Raw genomic sequence first — 18568 nt, 5'->3', positions numbered from 1 at the left:
TGCCCCGGTCGGTTATAGGTTCTCATAACCCCACATGATTATATGTGTCTTAACTCTTCTTGCTCACTAACCTCGATATACACTCTCTATTTCAATAAATAGTTCACACACGCTTCCCCCCTCCCAGTCAAAATCCGGGAATTCTGTTATACATTTTCCACTTTTAGCAAATACTTTTTTGTAAAGTACTCTTGAATAGGTGGTGCAGTATGGGCGAGAAAAGGTTCACTTTTTATATTGACGATAAGAAGATTGAGGCTCGGCCAGGTCAGTCGATTTTTGAGGCTGCACGCGATTTTAATCATTTTTTGCCGGGGATTTGTTCGACTCAGCCTGATTTGGGGGTGGGCGTAATCCAGACCTGTGATACGTGTTATGTGGAGATTAACGGCGAGCTAAAGCGCTCTTGTGCGACTTCGGCAGAACCGGATATGAAGGTGAGCTCTGTTTCCGAGCTGGCCAAGGAAGCCCAGCTTGAGGGGATGTCCCGCATCTTGAAAAATCATGAGCTTTATTGCACGGTTTGCGATAACAATAACGGCAACTGTGTGGTACATAATACGGCTGAGCATTTTCAGATTGAGCATCAGAAATATGAGTTTAAACCAAAGCCTTATCCACAGGATAATTCGAACCCCTTTTACCGGTATGAGCCGGATCAGTGTATTCTTTGCGGGCTTTGTGTGGAGGCGTGCCAGGATTTGCAGGTCAGCGAAGTTCTGAGTATTGCATGGGACCGGGAGCAGCCGCGCGTTATTTGGGATAATGATGTTCCGATTAATGAATCTTCCTGTGTTTCATGCGGGCATTGTGTGACTGTATGTCCTTGTAATGCGCTGATGGAAAAATCGATGCTTGGAAAAGCGGGCTATTTGACCAATATACCGAAGCCGCTTCTTGAGCCAATGATTGATTTAACAAAAGAGGTTGAACCGGGATATAAAGAGATTTTTGCAATTTCCAATGTGGAAGCAGCGATGCGGGAAGCGCGGATTGAGCGGACAAAAACGGTCTGCACTTATTGCGGAGTCGGGTGCAGCTTCGAGGTTTGGACAAAGGACCGTGAAATTTTAAAAATTCAGCCGCAGCCTGATGCCCCTGTTAATGGCATTTCTACTTGTGTAAAAGGAAAGTTTGGCTGGGGCTTCGTGAACAGCAAGGAGCGCTTAACCAAACCTCTAATCAGAAAAGGCGAAAAATTTTATGAAGCGACTTGGGATGAGGCCCTCTCCCTGATTGCTGAAAAATTCCTAAAAATTAAAGAAGAAGATGGTTCAAATGCACTCGGGTTTATTGCATCCTCAAAATGCTCAAATGAGGAAAACTACCTTTTCCAGAAGCTGGCCCGAGCTGTTTTTAAAACAAATAATATCGATAACTGTTCAAGGTACTGTCAGACGCCCGCTTCCATCGGGCTTATTCGCACGGTAGGAATCGGTGGTGACTCCGGAACGATGAAGGATATTGCGAGTTCCGGGTTAATTATCGTAGTCGGTGCCAATCCGGCTGAGTCCCACCCTGTTCTGGCAACCAGAATTAAACGCTCAAATAAACTGGCAGATCAAAAGCTGATTGTAGCGGATCTTCGTAAAAATGATCTTGCTGACAGAGCAGATTTGCATATCCATCCAAAGCCGGGAACAGACCTTGTTTGGCTTTCCGCCGTCACCAAATATATTGTTGACCAGGGCTGGGAAGACCGGGAGTTCCTCAATAATCGAGTTAACCATGTGGATGAGTATATCAAATCTCTTGATAAATTTACGCTTGAGTATGCAGAAGAAGTCACAGGCATTTCTAAAGATACCTTAATCACGATCGCAACCATGATTCATGAATCCAAGGGCACCTGTATCCTATGGGCAATGGGCGTTACCCAGCATTTGGGCGGTACGGATACAAGTACAGCAATTGCCAATCTGCTATTAATTACAGGCAATTTTGCGAAACCTGGCGCTGGCGCCTATCCTCTGCGCGGCCATAATAATGTTCAGGGTGCGAGTGACTTTGGCACGATGCCTTCATGGCTGCCGGGCTATCAGCCAATTGAAAATGATGAAATCCGCAGCCGTTTTGAAGAAGCCTGGGGAACGGATCTGCCGAAGAAACCTGGCTTAAACAACCATCAAATCGTTGAAGCGATACAGGCAGGCAAAGTAAAAGGAATGTATCTGTTCGGAGAAGAAATGGGCTTGGTTGATTCCAATATCAATTACGTTCATGAGGCTTTTGAAAAACTGGATTTCTTTGTTGTTCAGGACATTTTTTTCTCAAAAACGGCCCAATTTGCAGATGTCGTTCTTCCTGCGGCTCCAAGCCTTGAGAAAGACGGAACGTTTACGAATACAGAGCGGCGCATCCAAAGGTTTTACAAGGTTTTAGAGCCGCTGGGAGACAGCAAGCCAGACTGGCATATTTTCCAGGATCTCGCTAATAAACTGGGTGCAAACTGGAACTATAATGACCCAAGCGAGATTATGGATGAAGCTGCCAAGCTTACACCTTCATTTGCCGGGGTCAGCTACAAACGCCTGGAAAATTGGGAGAGCTTAGTGTGGCCTGTGGCTGCTGATGGAACGGATACACCCTTGCTTTACAAAGACAAATTCAACTTCCCGGATGGAAAAGCGCGCTTGATTACGGTTGATTGGACACCTCCATTCATGGCTGGCGAGGAATACGACCTCCACCTCAACAACGGACGGATTCTAGAGCACTTCCATGAAGGAAATATGACTTATCAATCTGAAGGCATCTCCTATAAAGTGCCAGAACTTTGGCTTGAGGTTTCTCCGGAGCTGGCAGAAGAACGAAATATCCAAACAGGCAGCCTTGTCCGCCTGACCTCCCCTTACGGCCATGTGAAAGTGAAAGTATGGGTAACTGATCAGGTCAAAGGAAAAGAACTCTATTTGCCAATGCATACAACAGAAGGAAAAGGCGCGGTCAACAAGCTGACAAGCAGTTATCACGACAAAATTACGCATACGCCAAACTACAAAGAAATGCAGGTAAAAATGGAAGTACTTGAACGGGATGGCGATTCCCCACTTCCGCACCACAATTTCCGGTTTGGCAATCCGCAGCCTCACATTGGAGTTGAAACAGAGAAAAAATGGAATCGCGATGATTTTATATCTATTCCAGAAATGCTGAAAAGGGAGGGTCTCTTCGATGGCGAAAGCGATCAAGCAAATTGAGCTGGTTCAGCCATCAGCTCAGGAAGAACAGGCAAAGGACATAGCGGCGTTATTGGAGCAGCTTGCCGAAAATCGCGAAGCAATCTCGAGCGCCATTGATATTATCAGCCAGCTCCAAAAGGCAGGGATTCTCGATATCATCCAAGGTTTCTTGCACTCAAAGGATAAAGTGGCTGCTATTGCAATCGATCAGGTAAACCAGCCCAATATGCACAATATTATCCGCAATGGGTTTAACACAGTCGATTTTCTAGGGTCACTCGATCCCCAGCAAATGAGTATCATGATGAGCGCTGTCACAAAAGGACTTGACGAGTCTGCGGATGTCATGAAGAAAAATGAAAAGCGCAGCATGTGGGGACTTATGAAAGCAATGAGGGACCCTGATACCAACTTGGCTATTAATTCGATGCTTGGTTTTCTTAAGGGTATGGGAAAGGAAATGGGCAAAGAGCATACTCATTATAAAACAGGAGAGTGAATGCTGCCTTGATTACACGGACAGTTTCAATTGAAAACATGGAGAAAGGTGACGAAGAAAGATTAAATCAGGCATTAAATGATGTCTGGGGTGTCCGCAAAGTTAAGCTGAACCCTATGAATGGCGAAGCGGTTATCTCCTTTGATGAAGATGCTGCTTCCTTCATGGATTTTGAGCAGGCGATTAAAGATTGCGGATATAATATTCTTTCAGCTGATCTCTAAGTATTATCTAAAGTAATCTTTACTCTAAGGAGGGTTTCATTTGGCAAGAGTGTGTGAAATCTGCGGACGCAGAGATGAGACTGAAGATGAAGAGTATAGCTTCGATATTTTGGACGTGTGTCCTGATTGTACAAATGACCGAATTCACCCTTCGACCCTCGGGTAACAGCAAAAAGGCTCTTGCCGTATACGCGGCAGGAGCCTTTTGTTTTATTCTGTGACAAGTTGCTGGCTTGTCCTTTTTTGTTTTTTGGTTGCTCTGATTTTTTTTATGTCGCGCTTCATGAGCAGTGAGACGATGAAGCCGATGGCAAGCATGGTTCCGAAGACGTAGAATGTGATCGTGTAGCTTTGGGTTGCTTCGTAAATATTGGATACAAGCATCGGGCCTACGACACCTGCGATGGACCAGGATGTCAGCAGGTAGCCGTGGATGGCGCCAAGCTGTTTGGTTCCGAATAGGTCGCCGATAAAGGCTGGCAGGGATGCGAATCCTCCTCCATAGCATGAAACGATGATGTAGAGGAAGACAGAAAATACAAATGAGTTTGTGATGAACGGAAGAATGAAGAAGGCTGCAACCTGTATCAGGAAGAAGGTCATGTATGTATTGCCTCTTCCAATGTAGTCGGATGCAGATGCCCATCCGATTCTTCCTCCGCCATTAAAGAGTCCCATAATTCCGACGATGCTTGCTGCGGTGATGGCACTGGCGCCGGTGATTTCCTGGGCCATTGGCGCGGCAACTGATAAAATCATGATCCCGGCTGAGATGTTGATGAACATCATGATCCATAGAAGCCAGAAACGCCGTGTTTTGATGGCTTCATTAGCAGTCAGCTGAGCAAGGTCTGCTTTTACCGGACGTTCTTCGTTTTTTTCTTCCATTCCTTCCGGCTTCCATCCTTCAGGCGGCTTCGCGATATAAAGCGCTCCTGCAATCATAAGGATAAAATAACTAATTCCCAGGATGTAAAAAGTTGTAGGAATGGATGTAGCAATCATCAATCTGCTGGCGATTGGGCTTGTAATAAGAGCTCCTGCACCAAATCCCATTACGGCCATTCCTGTTGCAAGTCCCCTTCTGTCCGGGAACCACTTTACCAATGTGGATACAGGTGCAATATAGCCGAAGCCAAGCCCTAAACCTCCGACAACACCAAAGAAGATCAGGAAGAGAATATAGTTTTCCATTTGAACGGCGAAACCGGCTCCAACGGTACCGATTCCGAAAAATACGGCTGCAATCATAGCCGACTTTCTTGGTCCATTTTTTTCAACAAACCGGCCAAAAAAAGCAGCGGCAACACCCAGAATGAAAATGGCAATGGTGAATGCCAGGGAAACATCGGTTTTTTCCCATCCAAGAGCTTCCTTTAATGGATTTTGATAAACACTGTAAGCATACACGGACCCTATGGATAGATGAATGGCGACAGCTGAAAGTGCAATGAGCCATCTGTTCTTGTTAGCCATAAATAACCCCTTTCCCTTAAATATTATTTTATTTATTCCCCATAGGAGGAATAAGTTTAATGCTACTTTTTACCTTCCCAAAAAAGCCTGTCTCTAATCCTCTTAGAGACAGGCTTTTTGTAAAATCATTTTGAAATAAAACCTTTTTTTAATAAATGGATTTCGGTTTTATAATTATTTAGTGCTTCATCGAATGATAATTCTCCTGCAAATTTTTTCACGAAATTATGGAAAGTGACTGAAGAGATAATTTGCATCATATGAAACAGTTCATGTTCATCATTGATATTCAGGTTATCACGGTTGATCAATATGCTGATTTTCTTAAAGTCCTCATTAAGGTCGGTTTCGCCAAAGCTTCTGGCAAAAGCATTTTCAATACGGTGCGTCATATTAAGAAACAAATTTCGTAAAAACTGCAGATTCTCTTTTTCTTCCGATATGATGCTTTGGTAAAATTCGATCATCGCCTCGAAAATATCGCCGTTATTCTTTTTAAGCGTGTTTACAAAATGGCTTTTGTATCCAGAAACATGGTTATTTAATAAGAAGAAAAAGGCATCTTCTTTGTCATCGAAGTATTGGTAAAAACTGCCGCGCGGAATTTTTGCATCTTTTATTATATTGGATATCGAAGCCTGATAAAGCGGCACCCGGGCAAATTCCTTTTTGGCTGCACTTATTAATGTTTCCCGCTTATCATCAGGCAAGTTAAAAAAAGTAATCTTGGGCATGTATTCTGCCTCCTTACGGCTAACCTCTTTTTTCCTCTTTTAAGAACTGGATAAAATATGGGATCGCTTTGCGAGGCTGTTCATTGATGAGTACCTGGTACCTCGATTTAAGATGATCAGAAGCCCACTGGCTTTTTTTGATCCGTTCCTTTACATACGCTGTACTTATTCTATGGATTTCCTGCTGCTGATGCTTTCCCTCTTTAGAAAGCGCGAATCCTAGCGCTCCCATAATGGCATACATAAGGATGGCCAGCGGCGAGGTTTCCTGATCCGGCATGGCAAAAAATAATGTCATTAAATTGATTAGAGACAGTATGATTAACGGCATAGACCAAAAAATATATCTGGCAGCTTTTTTTGTAAACGGCAAAACTTTTTCTTCCAACTGTTCAAGCTCTCTTTTTACAAAGTTTGGCATGTCAGTCCATATTTGCATGAAACGGCTCTCCTTTATGTTTGGTTAAATTTATTTTTTAGTATCAGCTGCAAGGTCTCATTCTGGATGGGAGACCGTAAATCGGACTCTTCTTCCCTTGCGAGCTCCTTCAGCTGTATCATTTCTTGATGGATTGTTTCCATTTTCCGATCAAGCCGTGCGGCAGTATCGGCAGCCTCTTTCAGTTCATTCACTATTCTTTGCGGGATGTCCATATTGTACTTATAGTAAATCTTGTGCTCCAGGCTGGCCCAGAAATCCATGGCGATTGTGCGAATCTGGATTTCGACAGGAACAAGCTCTTCTCTGTCTGACATAAAAATCGGAATTTGGACAATCAGGTGCAGGCTTTGATACCCATTAGGCTTTGGCTGCTGAATATAATCCTTGCATTCCAGTACTGTTATATCTTTTTGGCTTTCAAGCATATTTTTGATTTCGTAAATATCGGAAACAAAAGAACATGTGATGCGTACTCCTGCAATATCCCTGATATTTTGCTGGATGGAATCAATGGAAATCTCCAAGTCTTTTCTATGCAGCTTGTTTAATAAGCTTTCTGGAGATTTCACACGGGATTTGACATGTTCAATCGGGTTATAGTCGTGCACATATTGAAATTCCTCTTTTAAAATATTTATTTTCGTATTGATTTCCTCAAGTGCAAATTTGTAGGACATCATGAATCGCACTAAATCAGTCCTTAGTTCCTTCATTGTGTTGTAACGATCAGTTGTTTTTGTAACCATAATGGCTCCTTTATATGTTAGCCGTATTTTTAGTACGCTTGGAAATGGATGGCCTTTTGCAAAGGGATGCATTTACTCCCTGCTTCTGCAATTTCAAAACCAGCGATTGTATTTTTGTCTGTTTCAAAGCCTTCACCTCGTTATGACACTGTGTCATACCTTTACTTGAAATTTTATATGACGATGTGTCATCAGTCAATGGATTGTGACACATTGTCATAAAAAACTATAAAATTATTTTAGGCGGACTGGAGTATGGATTAAAATTCATAATTGTTTCATTATTTTGTAAATATGTTACAATTAATCTAATTCCATCAACACTTTAAAGGAGAAAAATGTGAATACAAAAACGATACATAGGGGCTGGCTAATACTTTTACTATCCGTTTTGACAGGGCTGGCATGCCTTGGGTTAGGCCGTTTTTCATATGGTGCCATTCTTCCATTTATGAAAGCGGGCTTAAACCTGAACTATATTGAGACTGGATGGGTAACCTCTTCCATTTTCCTGGGCTATGTTTTATGTGCTTTTTTTGCAGGCTATTTTGTGAATAAGTTTTCAGCAAAAAAAGTGATTATCGTGTTTTTATGGATTATTTTCCTAGCTATGATTGCAACCTCTTTAAGTACAGGGTTTATTTCAGCTTATCTATCAAGCTTCTTTATTGGAATTGGATCAGGAGGGGCAAATGTTGCCTCGATGGGAGTTGTGTCTTCTTGGTTTTCTCCGCGGAAAAGAGGTATGGCTTTAGGCATTCTAAATGCCGGCAATGGTTTGGGAATTGTTTTCTCGGGGGTAGCTGTTCCGATTATCGTCACTTCGAGTATTGGTTCTGGCTGGAGAATCAGCTGGGTGCTACTGGCCACTCTGGTGCTGTTCATATCTATTTTGAATATTTTCTTTCTAAAAAGCCACCCAAGCGACGCAGGTGTTTTGCCTGTTGGAAGTTTAAATGAAAGCTTTAATAATAACTCTTCCTCCAAATTAAATACCGGCAGCTTACACTCCGTTTACAAAAATCCACTGGTATGGACAATCGGCATTTGTTATTTCCTCTGGGGATTCAGCTATATTATGTTCACCACATTCCTTGTAGACTTTCTGATTGATTTCGGCCTCAGCAGTCTCATAGCAGGAAGAATTTTTGCGATTGCCGGTTTTATCAGTATTATCAGCGGTTTTCTGTGGGGATCGATTTCAGACCGCCTCGGACGGCTGACATCATTATCACTTGTCTTCTTTATGCAAATGATTTTCCTGCTGGGTTTTAGTTTTTCCGCGAACAGCAGCGGTTTGATCGCACTTGCGATTCTTTACAGTATTACATTATGGGGAACACCTGCTATTATTCTGGCAAGTACATCAGAGTTTGTCAGTCAAACACAAGTATCCAGTGCCATCGGATTTTTAACCCTTTTCTTTGGTATCGGACAGTTAGTTGGGCCGATCATCATTGGATATATTCTAAATTTAACAAGCTCCTATTCACACGCCTTTTTCCTTTCTGCTCTCTCCTGCTTCTCGGGTTCCCTGATCAGCATAATGCTGCATCATTATTTAAAAAAAGCAAAAACTCATACCGCACAGCACATGAAAAGCGGAGCTTAATCCCTGGCAGCCTAGCCTGGGATTAGGCTTTTTTTGCTTTCCAGCCTATTTACATTTCCCTATCTGCCGCTGTATAATGATTATTATTATTTTAGTTACTCTAAGTAACTATTACTCAGGGTAACTACTTTCAGGAGGTTTCTCAGATTAAGACTTTTCAAAAATTCTTCCACCAGCTGGTTTTAATGTACCGCCCTTTTGAAAATAGGCTGAATGTGGAGTTAAGCAAGCACAATTTATTCAGGGCGCAATGGTCCATCCTGTATTACTTGTTCAATGAAGGCTCTTCAACACTTGTGGAGCTATCTAACTATCTGGGAGTAGAAAAACCAACTGTAACAAGAACCATTAATAAATTAGAAGAAATGGGCTATCTGGAAGCTGTTCCAACAAAGGACAAACGAGAAAAAAGAATGCAGCTTACCGAGATCGGGAAAAAAATCTACATGGAAGTTCGTGTAACGATTGATGAATTTGAACAGGAAATTTTAAATGGCATTTCTGAGGAGGAACAGCTAGAGGGTATTAGCCTCATGAGTGAAGTCCGGAAAAATTTAATGAAGCAGGGAGAGTAAAAAATGGATCATCTTAGACCTAAACTGTGGACAAAAGACTTTATTATTGTTTCATCGGTTAATTTTTTCTTGACATTAATTTTCTATTTATTGATGGTGACGATTGCCGTTTTCGCAGTCAATCATTACGGCGCCTCGACAAGCCAGGCCGGTCTTGTAACCGGTATTTTTATCATTGGGACACTGATCGGCAGACTATATATTGGCCGTGCCATTGATAAAATTGGCCGCAAAAAAACGTTATTTATAGGACTTATCTTTTTTACATTGACCACCCTTTTGTATTTCGTAAATATCGGCATTACTTTTCTATTGATCAACCGTTTCATTCACGGCATCGCACTTGGAATGGCAAGTACGGCAACCGGAACCATCGTTGCGCAAATCATTCCGGGAATGCGTAAAGGAGAAGGAATTGGCTACTACAGCATGAGTGCCACACTGGCAACTGCTGTGGGGCCATTCATTGGATTATTTATGATGCAGCAAGTAACGTTTCAAACGATCTTTCTTTTTTGTCTGGCATTGGGCGTTTTTGCATTAATAACCGCCTTCTTTTTATACGTACCGCCCATTGAAGCTTCATCAAATCCACCATCAGAGGGACAATCATTCAAAATTTCTAACTTTATTGAACCAAAGGCAGTACCGATCGCATTTATAACCTTGGCAATTGCTTTTGGCTATTCCGGTGTCCTTTCCTTTATCAACTTTTACGCGATTGAAGTTGATTTAGTCAGCGCTGCAAGCTTCTTCTTTCTCGTATACTCTTCAGCAGTTTTAATTTCCCGTCCATTTACCGGACGCTTGATGGATGTTAAAGGTGCCAATTATGTCATGTACCCTGCTTTCGTTATGTTTGCTGCCGGCATGTTCGTGTTAAGTACTGCCAACAGCAGCTTCACCCTGCTTTTGGCAGGTGCGTTAATCGGACTTGGCTTCGGGAATATGCAATCCTGCACACAGGCGGTTGCGGTTAAACTGACACCTCCGCATCGAATGGGATTAGCCACTTCGACCTTCTTTATTTTTCTTGATGCCGGATTGGGTTTTGGCCCTTATTTGCTTGGATTTATCATCCCCGTTACGGGATACAGCACGCTTTATAGCATGATGGCCGTCTTCATTTTACTCACGGCAGGACTTTATTATGGACTTCATGGGAAAAAAGAAAGTGCGGGGAAAGTAAGATTCGATGCTTCAGCTGCAGGATGATAGGTTTGCTTTTGAAAGGACCGGGTGTGGGTGCACGGTCCTTTATGCGTTGTAAGGGCAGATTTGTTTACGCGTTTTTCCAAACACCGCCATATTTCTTTTTATATTTCGGGTCCTCTTCCTTTTCAATTAAATCGAGTGCTAGCTGCCTTACGTCTTCTTCCTTCGTTTCATCATACAAGTTCCGCAGCCCTTGAATCATGTCAAAGCGGATCAAGGTGCAATTTTTTTCATCTGCGCCTTTTTTAAAGCGGTCCGAGATGTGCTGTAAAACCATCTCTTTTTGTTCCGGTCCAGCAAGGGCTATTCTCCAAATGGCCTGAAGCGTGTGTCTAGCAGTGACAAATTTCTTATCTTTTGTCACTTCCCAGACAGCAGGGAAATCCTTTAACATTCTTTTCTCCGGATCACTGATCGCCAAATAGCTGAGAAATTGCCCGGCTCTTGCACGACAGTGATTGTCTTTATGGGTAAGGTCATCCTTTAAGCCATCCCAAACCTCATACGCCCAGTTCACTTTTTCCTTAGCAGTGTTCATAATTTGATTGAACGCTTCATATTGGGCATTTTTATCCTCGGAATGCAGGTCGTTAAAATAAGCTTGCATTTTCGCTTCCATTTTATGTCCTCCTATATTATAAACTTTCAGCAAGCAGATAAATTCCGGTAAACATTAATAGTATGTATGTGAACATCCTGAAAAAACGCTGATTTATTTTAGCAAATTACAGCTGCCCGGTAAACAGGCCCAAAAGCACTTAGTTTTCCTAACCAGATCTCAATTTTTCTTAAAATTAAAACCAACCTTTCTAAATTGAAAAGGTCGGTTTTAATGGTTTCAAGCATTATTTTGATGAGATGCTATTAACAATTTGAATTAACCCTTCTTGAATGGATGCTGCTGGACGACCAAGAAGCTTTGCGAAATCATTGCTTTCAATTTCCAGGGTGCCTTCCCGAATGTCTTTTTGTATGTCAACAAGCATTGGAATAAGGAAATCCGGTACTCCTGCACCCTTCATCATCTCGGCATAAGCTGCATCATCAACATGCTTAACAGGTACTCCTTTCCCCAACACAGCACCCAGTGCAGATGCTAATTCTTCTTGTGTCAATAGTTTGCCAGAAAGCTCGTAAACAGAATTTTCGTGTCCGCTGCCTGATAATACCGCTGCTGCAGCTTCTGCATAATCTTGCTGAAGTGCCCAGCCTACTTTGCCAGTTTGAGCAGAAGTTACCCATGGAGCTCCCGCTAGTACACCTTGAATGCTCGGAATTTCATTCTCCAAGTACCAATTGTTTCGTAAGAAGGAGTATGGAATGCCTGTCTTTAAGATGGCTTCTTCTGTTGCCTTATGAGTTGGAGCAAGGAAGTTTTTGCTTTCTCTTGCGTTGGCAATGCTGGTATAAGCAATAAATTTAACGCCAGCACGTTCAGCTGCCGCTACCGCATTTGTATGCTGGCGAATCCTTGTTTCATTGTCCCCGTCTGCAGAAATAATTAATAATCGATCGATGCCTGAAAAAGCATGATCCAGTGTCTCTGGACGGTCAAAATCACCTTGGCGGACTTCCACTCCACGAGCTCGTAATCCTTCTGCTTTTTCCGGGTTGCGTACACTGACCGACAATTGGTTTGCTGGGACAGTTTTTAATAAAGTCTCCACTACTTTTGTTCCTAATTTTCCTGTTGCTCCTGTTACTAGCATTTTCATTTTTTATTCCCCCTGCTATTATTTTGCTGCATTTACTAGCTCCCTCATCTTGTTTAGTTTGAAAGTTAGCTCAAAGAACCACTCTTCATCCCCTGTTGCAAGCGCCAAGTCAATTAGAAAATGAACTTGTTCCTTGTTTGCCACTTTTGAAACAGGCATTTTTTTGACCTGTTTGCTCAATATGGGAATTATTTTTCCTTCGATTGTTTTATTATCACTGCTAATGACTTTTGTCTTTACGGTTTCTTCCAGAATATCAATTCTCTCAATGTAACCGATTATTAACTCCCCATCCGGTGATTTCCCTTTAATCCAATCACCTGTTTTTAAGATAGAATTATCTTTGGACATCATCGTTTTCACCTTCTTATTAGTAGAATAACGTTCATCACACGACAGTTTGAAACTGTAATAAAATTTATTACATTTTAGCTAAACGGAAAGCCAGGCCTTCCTTCATTTTTCTTCGTATATAAGCTCAACTACATCCTTAAGGGTATACTTCTTTAAATATTCCCCAAGATGTTCTTCGGCACCTATAAAAATGTTAAATAATACCCTTTGCATATTCGCGCCAACAACACACTGTTCATTTGATTCAGGACATTTAGGCTGAAGTGCGCCTTCAGAGGTTATCATATAGATATCCCAGAGATTCACCTCACTTAAATCCCTGGCAAATATAAATCCGCCGCCCAGGCCTTCTTTTGAATTAATAAATCCATGTTTTTTTAACAAACTCAGGACCTTACGAATTCGGACTGCATGGACACCTGCACTTCCTGATATAGCATCGCTTGTAGACATGCGATCCGGCTGCAGCGCAAGATAAGTTAAACTGTGAATGGCAAGAGTAAAGTCGCTATTCATGGCCTGCCTCCTAGAGTTGATAGCTGATGACAACTAATCCTAACTTTAAGTACGTAATGTAATACTAGATGTTACAGATTTTCTTGTCAAGAAATCGAACCTGAAGCTATCTGGATCTCTTAATTGGCCAATTTTTGTAATTCATTAAATGAAAAGGTACGAAATTTACGTGGAAGGAAACTTCGGATTTCTTCCTCGTTAAAGCCAACCTGTAATCTCTTTTCGTCCTGGATAATTGGCCTGCGCAGCATTTGCGGGTTTTCCATTATTAATTTATACAATTCCTTGAGCGGCATGGAGTCAATATTTACGTTCAGCTCCTGAAAAGCTTTAGACTTAGTTGATATGATCTCCTCTGTGCCATTTTCCGTAAGACGTAAGATCGATTTAATCTCATCCACTGTAAGCGGGTCCGTTAGAATGTTTCTTTCAATATAATCAATTTGATGTTCTTCCAGCCAGGCCCTTGCTTTTCGGCAGGAACCGCAGCTTGATGTTAAATATAAATTTACCATATTTTTCACTCCTTCAATTATTTTCATGCTGCTTATATATTGTAATAATGTAACCAAAATATTACAGTTGAGGTTTGAAATTAATTTAACAATGACCAAATACTTTATACCTTGTTAGCTTTATTGGTACCGAGCATACTGTAATATTAATATTTACAGTTTAGTAAGTCAATATTTATTTATGACATACATCATAATTAGAAGAAAATGACAAACATTTTATGCAAACCTTATGATGCTTGGCCTGTAAACCTGACAAACCCTTCACCCTTCATTTACAGCAACAGAAGCTAGTATATAACCTACAAACATCTATTGAAAGTACGCACTTTTTATTTAATTAGTGCCCTAAAAAATATATAGTGATAAAAAGTATACTAAGTAATAAGTATGATACCTTCCTCTATTAATACAAAAAAGCCAGGGAGAAGTATTTACCCTGGCTTAACAGATCCATATAAGTCTTTTCATTTATTTATTATTTAATTGATTCATTCGTTGCAGGAGAACTTTCCACGACCGTCTCCATATAATCCTTACCCCATTTATACATAGCATCCAGGATAGGCATCAAAGTTCTTCCTTGTTCAGTCAGAGAATATTCCACTTTCGGAGGAACGACTGGATAGACTTCTCGTTTAACAATTAAATCTTCTTCTAATTCTCTTAATTGGTTAACAAGCATCCTTTGCGTAATCCCGGGCATTAGAGCTTTTAATTCACCAAATCGTTTTGTTCCTTCTTTGCCTAAATGCCATAATATCAGCATTTTCCATTTACCGCCGATAACCGAAAGGGTTAATTCTTTTTCACAGTTAAATACTTTATCCTGCATTCGTGACATATTGAAACCACCTCCAGACCTAATTATAACCAATAGTATACTTTTAGTCACTATGTAAAATAAAAGTGCGTACTTTTAATATAATGTCATACGTAATATACTAGCAATTGTTCAGCAGCAAACACCTGATTCAAGCTGTAATACTAGTAATACCCAATTAGGATAAAAAATCTAGCCGTATTAGGTTTTAAACTGCTGAATACAAAAAAAAATTAACAGGAGTGAATATAGATGGAATTACAATTAGCTTTAGATTTAGTAAATATTCCAGAAGCCATTGAGCTTGTAAAGGAAGTTGAGGAGCATATCGATGTAGTCGAAATCGGTACTCCAGTAGTCATTAATGAAGGTCTTCATGCTGTGAAAGCAGTAAAAGAAGCTTTCCCTAACCTAAAAGTTTTGGCAGACCTTAAAATCATGGATGCTGCTGGCTATGAAGTAATGAAAGCCGCTGAGGCAGGTGCTGATATCATTACCATTCTTGGATCAGCAGAAGACATGTCTATCAAAGGTGCTGTGGAAGAAGCGAAAAAACAAGGCAAAAAAATTCTTGTTGATATGATTGCAGTTAAAGACCTTGCTGAACGTGCGAAAGAAGTCGATGAGATGGGTGTAGACTATATTTGTGTACACACTGGCTACGACCTTCAAGCGGTGGGACAAAATTCTTTTGAAGATCTGAAAACCATTAAAAGTGTTGTAAAAAATGCAAAAACTGCCATTGCTGGAGGAATTAAATTAGAAACATTGCCAGAAGTGGTGAAAGTTCAGCCAGATCTTGTCATTGTGGGCGGAGGCATTACTGGACAAGCAGATAAAAAAGCCGCTGTAGCCGCAATGCAAGAAATGATTAAGCAAGGGTAATTTCTTTAATGAATACGAAAAAGTATTTAGCTGAGATCGTAAAAGAGTTAAATCGGACAGCTGACTTCATTTCAGATGATGAAGCAGAAAAATTGGTAAATGGAATTCTTGAAGCTAAGAAAGTTTTTGTTGCTGGCGCAGGCAGGTCTGGATTTATGGCTAAATCATTTGCTATGCGAATGATGCATATGGGAATCGATGCCTATGTAATAGGAGAAACCGTAACACCTAACTTTGAGGAAGATGACATATTAATTATCGGATCAGGTTCAGGTGAAACGAAAAGCTTAATTTCCATGGTGAAAAAAGCAAGAAATATCGGAGGAACAATCGCAGCTGTAACAATTTTTCCTGAGTCCACGATTGGACAATTAGCCGATATTAAAGTTAAATTGCCTGGATCCCCTAAAGATCAATCGGAAGGCGATTATAAAACAATACAGCCTATGGGCTCACTATTTGAGCAAACCCTCCTCCTTTTTTATGATGCGATTATCTTAAGATTCATGGAGAAAAAAGGGTTGGATACAACTAAGATGTATGGAAAGCATGCCAATCTCGAATAAGAATCATTCAATATTTAAAAGACTGCAGAGTTTAAATAGCTCGCAGTCTTTTTTTCAATAATACCTAGTCTGCAACTCCCTTCAACCCATTATTGAAAGAAAGGGTGATATAATAACGAAAAAGGCCATTATTTTATGAAAAGGATTGTTTCAAATGCACTGGATACCTGACAGAAAGTCGAAAACACCACTTTATAAGCAGCTTGCCTTGTATATTGAAAATGGGATTGCAGATGGCACTTTTCCACCGGACAAGCCGCTTCCTTCTGAAAGAGGATTGGCAAAACAGTTTGACATCAATAGAAGCACGGTTGTTGCGGCATATGATGAACTGGAGTCCAATGGGATCATTGAACGAAATCGTGGAAGCGGTACAACGATCAGCAAGGATATTTGGGGATTGGCAAAGAGACGGATCCCAAGTTGGAACAGATATATTGAAGCGGGCTCCTTTTTGCCTAATCTGCCTGTTACACAAAGAATCCATAGAGAACTAACTGAGACAAAGCTGATTAATTTAGCCAGTGGGGAACTGTCTCAAGATCTTTTTCCCTTATCTTCCCTAAGAGAAATAACATCCAGCAGAACCTTTATTGGCCCTTTGGGGTATGACCATCCCCAAGGAAATGAAATTCTTAGAGAAACTCTTGCTGCCCATGTAAAAAGATTTCGAGACATTGAGGCTGACTCTTCATCTATCTTGATTACCTCAGGGGCACAGCAAGCCTTGCATCTTGTGGTTCAATGTCTCCTAAAACCGGGTGATGCTGTAGCGATTGAGGATCCATCCTATCATTACAGCCTCCCCATCTTTAAATCTGCCGGAATCAAAACCTATTACTTAAAAACAGGTAAGGATGGGATCGATCCGAACGATATCACTGCATTATATAAAAAACACCAAATTAAAATGATCTTTTTAAATCCCATATTCCAGAATCCAACGGGTACATTATTACCTGAAAACCAGCGAAGAAAAGTCCTGGAACTATCTTCTGAATATGGCATTCCAATTGTGGAGGATGATCCATATAGCTTAACCTCTTTTGCAGGTGAAAGAATGAAGACCCTTAAATCCCTTGATCAAAATGGAAATGTTTTATATATAAGCTCTCTGACAAAAATCGTTGCTTCAGGCCTAAGAATAGGCTGGATTATCGGGCCGATATCTGTCATTGAAAGATTGTCAGATGCAAAGCAGCAGGTCGATTTTGGACATGGAAGCTATTCTCAATGGATTGCCAATGATTTTATTGAATCCAGAGAATTTGAATCACATATTCAACATTTAGTTAAGCAATTAGATCGTCGTAGCAAGCAGATTGATACAAGTCTGCAGACCTTTCTTCATGATCAAGTTGAATATAACGTGCCTCAAGGCGGCATACATCTATGGTGCAGAATCAAGAAGGATTACAATGAAATTCAATTGCTCGAAGAATCGATTAAGAGAGGAGTCATCTACGTTCCTGGCACCACAATGGGAACTGAGAAAGGATTTGTCCGTTTTACATATGCCAGGGAAAAAGAAGAAAACATTCATGAAGGAATCAAACGATTTGCCGATGCCCTTGCTGCTTCTCAGAATTAAATTTTTTGCATCAGAAAAAGACAGCCTTTCAAAGACTGTCTTTTTCTATTTTTTCTATGACATTAACTCGCTTGTACTGCCAGGAAACTGTTTTGGAGTTTTTCCGACATTAGACTATACGCAATGACTTTTTTCTTGTACTGTTTGACCACATCAATGCGGTCATTGTATGCGTAGATGAATAACATGACATCCAGGCGTCCCCTCTTATAGTCAATTACAATTGGAATTCCACTGTTCACAGGGTGTAAGTAGCTTTGCTCGTTTCCAGGATGGATATAATGCTTCTTGATAAATATTCCATCGTTAAAATGATTTATAAGCATTATTTTTTCCTCGCCTTCCAGTTTCTTATCTCCAAAGGTAACCGTAACATTTTCCTCATTGAGCTTGGAATGCGTTTCAAATTTCCTGAGTAACCAATTGACAGTACCCGTTGGCAGACAGGTTACAACAATCTTTACTAAACTAACGAGTATTATTGGAATTAAAACAGCCCATGTCACTTCTCATCATCTCCCTTTCACTCTGGCCAAGTCTTTTTATTAAGCCCGCCAAATATAGATTCCAAGTGAAGTGAGAGCAATGAATATAATCACCACATATATTAAAGTTAAATTTGCTGTATTTCTCCTAGTCGAACTACCGTAGTTCTCGTCTGATCTGCCAGTCAGCAGCAACGTAGAAACAACAGCAAAAATTAAGATTAATCCCACTAAACCCAACAAAATTTTCATTCTGCACACCTCTACTTACTTCTAGATCGTTTTTAACTAAATGATAACTTACTAATATTAAAAAATAACCATCCACTTCAGCATAAATTTCCCCATCCACTTTACTCCATCTTTTGAATGAGTAAGTAAATTCGGATCTAGTACCAAACTAAAGACTTTCT

At 40.7% G+C, this 18568-nt stretch carries 21 protein-coding genes and 1 pseudogene; 10 read left to right on the top strand and 12 right to left on the bottom strand.

Translation table 11 applies throughout. The features are described from left to right. Window positions 1-209 precede the first annotated feature (209 nt). Genes fdhF through AC3ZVC_RS16675 form a run of 4 tightly spaced genes read left to right on the top strand, consistent with a single transcriptional unit; the run spans window position 210 to window position 4071 of the window. On the top strand, window positions 210-3200 hold the full coding sequence (gene fdhF, locus AC3ZVC_RS16690) for a formate dehydrogenase subunit alpha (RefSeq protein ID WP_490064332.1): 2991 nt from the start codon (window positions 210-212) through the stop codon (window positions 3198-3200). Continuing rightward, entirely contained in the window at window positions 3175-3681 is a 507-nt protein-coding gene (locus tag AC3ZVC_RS16685) for a helical membrane plugin domain-containing protein (RefSeq protein WP_490064331.1), read from the top strand. The genes fdhF and AC3ZVC_RS16685 overlap by 26 nt, the downstream gene beginning before the upstream one ends. 8 nt (window positions 3682-3689) lie before the next feature. Then, window positions 3690-3905 (top strand): heavy-metal-associated domain-containing protein, encoded by a 216-nt coding sequence (locus AC3ZVC_RS16680; RefSeq protein ID WP_490064330.1) that lies wholly within the window; start codon window positions 3690-3692, stop codon window positions 3903-3905. 40 nt (window positions 3906-3945) lie between these two features. Beyond that, on the top strand, window positions 3946-4071 hold the full coding sequence (locus AC3ZVC_RS16675) for a hypothetical protein (RefSeq protein ID WP_490064328.1): 126 nt from the start codon (window positions 3946-3948) through the stop codon (window positions 4069-4071). 44 nt (window positions 4072-4115) lie between these two features. Here the strand turns inward: AC3ZVC_RS16675 and AC3ZVC_RS16670 are convergent, their stop codons facing one another. From AC3ZVC_RS16670 to AC3ZVC_RS16655, 4 genes are all read right to left on the bottom strand, one after another. Next, window positions 4116-5381 (bottom strand): L-lactate MFS transporter, encoded by a 1266-nt coding sequence (locus tag AC3ZVC_RS16670; protein WP_490064327.1) that lies wholly within the window; start codon window positions 5379-5381, stop codon window positions 4116-4118. Between the two features lie 125 nt (window positions 5382-5506). Then, window positions 5507-6115 carry a TetR/AcrR family transcriptional regulator gene (locus AC3ZVC_RS16665; protein WP_490064326.1) on the bottom strand — a complete coding sequence of 203 codons (609 nt, stop codon included), beginning with the start codon at window positions 6113-6115 and terminating at the stop codon, window positions 5507-5509. 19 nt (window positions 6116-6134) lie between these two features. Further along, on the bottom strand, window positions 6135-6554 hold the full coding sequence (locus AC3ZVC_RS16660; protein ID WP_490064325.1) for a DUF5392 family protein: 420 nt from the start codon (window positions 6552-6554) through the stop codon (window positions 6135-6137). 14 nt (window positions 6555-6568) lie between these two features. After that, entirely contained in the window at window positions 6569-7303 is a 735-nt protein-coding gene (locus tag AC3ZVC_RS16655) for a GTP pyrophosphokinase (RefSeq protein ID WP_490068947.1), read from the bottom strand. Between the two features lie 340 nt (window positions 7304-7643). On the opposite strand from AC3ZVC_RS16655, the gene AC3ZVC_RS16650 reads away from it, so the two are divergent. From AC3ZVC_RS16650 to AC3ZVC_RS16640, 3 genes are all read left to right on the top strand, one after another. Then, on the top strand, window positions 7644-8915 hold the full coding sequence (locus tag AC3ZVC_RS16650) for an MFS transporter (RefSeq protein WP_490064324.1): 1272 nt from the start codon (window positions 7644-7646) through the stop codon (window positions 8913-8915). A gap of 185 nt (window positions 8916-9100) precedes the next feature. Further along, on the top strand, window positions 9101-9490 hold the full coding sequence (locus AC3ZVC_RS16645) for a MarR family winged helix-turn-helix transcriptional regulator (protein ID WP_490064323.1): 390 nt from the start codon (window positions 9101-9103) through the stop codon (window positions 9488-9490). Window positions 9491-9493: 3 nt separating this feature from the next. Continuing rightward, window positions 9494-10705: an MFS transporter gene (locus AC3ZVC_RS16640; RefSeq protein WP_490064322.1), complete on the top strand. Its 1212-nt coding sequence runs from the start codon at window positions 9494-9496 to the stop codon at window positions 10703-10705. Window positions 10706-10772: 67 nt separating this feature from the next. On the opposite strand, the gene AC3ZVC_RS16635 is transcribed toward AC3ZVC_RS16640, so the two are convergent. The 7 genes and pseudogenes from AC3ZVC_RS16635 to hxlR form a co-directional block, all read right to left on the bottom strand. Then, window positions 10773-11324 (bottom strand): hypothetical protein, encoded by a 552-nt coding sequence (locus AC3ZVC_RS16635; RefSeq protein WP_490064321.1) that lies wholly within the window; start codon window positions 11322-11324, stop codon window positions 10773-10775. A gap of 16 nt (window positions 11325-11340) precedes the next feature. After that, window positions 11341-11463 (bottom strand): annotated as a pseudogene (locus tag AC3ZVC_RS16630) (sulfite exporter TauE/SafE family protein); the annotation flags it as partial. An 87-nt stretch (window positions 11464-11550) separates the two neighbouring features. Further along, window positions 11551-12420: an SDR family oxidoreductase gene (locus AC3ZVC_RS16625; protein ID WP_490064320.1), complete on the bottom strand. Its 870-nt coding sequence runs from the start codon at window positions 12418-12420 to the stop codon at window positions 11551-11553. An 18-nt stretch (window positions 12421-12438) separates the two neighbouring features. Further along, the gene (locus AC3ZVC_RS16620) at window positions 12439-12774 is read right to left on the bottom strand and encodes an IDEAL domain-containing protein (protein WP_490064319.1); all 336 of its coding nucleotides are present in this window, start codon (window positions 12772-12774) and stop codon (window positions 12439-12441) included. A 102-nt stretch (window positions 12775-12876) separates the two neighbouring features. Next, window positions 12877-13290: an RrF2 family transcriptional regulator gene (locus tag AC3ZVC_RS16615; protein WP_490064318.1), complete on the bottom strand. Its 414-nt coding sequence runs from the start codon at window positions 13288-13290 to the stop codon at window positions 12877-12879. A 119-nt stretch (window positions 13291-13409) separates the two neighbouring features. Continuing rightward, entirely contained in the window at window positions 13410-13805 is a 396-nt protein-coding gene (gene spxA / locus AC3ZVC_RS16610; protein WP_490064317.1) for a transcriptional regulator SpxA, read from the bottom strand. 478 nt (window positions 13806-14283) lie between these two features. Beyond that, window positions 14284-14649 carry a transcriptional activator HxlR gene (gene hxlR / locus AC3ZVC_RS16605; protein WP_214722507.1) on the bottom strand — a complete coding sequence of 122 codons (366 nt, stop codon included), beginning with the start codon at window positions 14647-14649 and terminating at the stop codon, window positions 14284-14286. A gap of 231 nt (window positions 14650-14880) precedes the next feature. Here hxlR and hxlA point away from each other — a divergent pair, with 231 nt between their 5' ends. From hxlA to AC3ZVC_RS16590, 3 genes are all read left to right on the top strand, one after another. Further along, complete coding sequence (hxlA, locus tag AC3ZVC_RS16600; RefSeq protein ID WP_490064316.1) at window positions 14881-15513, top strand: 3-hexulose-6-phosphate synthase; 633 nt, start codon at window positions 14881-14883, stop codon at window positions 15511-15513. Window positions 15514-15521: 8 nt separating this feature from the next. Next, the gene (gene hxlB, locus AC3ZVC_RS16595) at window positions 15522-16079 is read left to right on the top strand and encodes a 6-phospho-3-hexuloisomerase (protein WP_490064315.1); all 558 of its coding nucleotides are present in this window, start codon (window positions 15522-15524) and stop codon (window positions 16077-16079) included. 154 nt (window positions 16080-16233) lie between these two features. Beyond that, a complete protein-coding gene (locus tag AC3ZVC_RS16590; protein WP_490064314.1) occupies window positions 16234-17670 on the top strand; it encodes an aminotransferase-like domain-containing protein in 1437 nt (478 codons plus the stop codon). Window positions 17671-17732: 62 nt separating this feature from the next. Here AC3ZVC_RS16590 and AC3ZVC_RS16585 read toward each other — a convergent pair whose 3' ends face one another. Next, complete coding sequence (locus AC3ZVC_RS16585) at window positions 17733-18176, bottom strand: YfmQ family protein (RefSeq protein WP_490064312.1); 444 nt, start codon at window positions 18174-18176, stop codon at window positions 17733-17735. Between the last annotated feature and the right edge of the window lie 392 nt (window positions 18177-18568).

This window comes from Cytobacillus sp. C11.1 (assembly GCF_058145115.1).
This window is presented reverse-complemented; position numbering and strand designations above follow the sequence as displayed.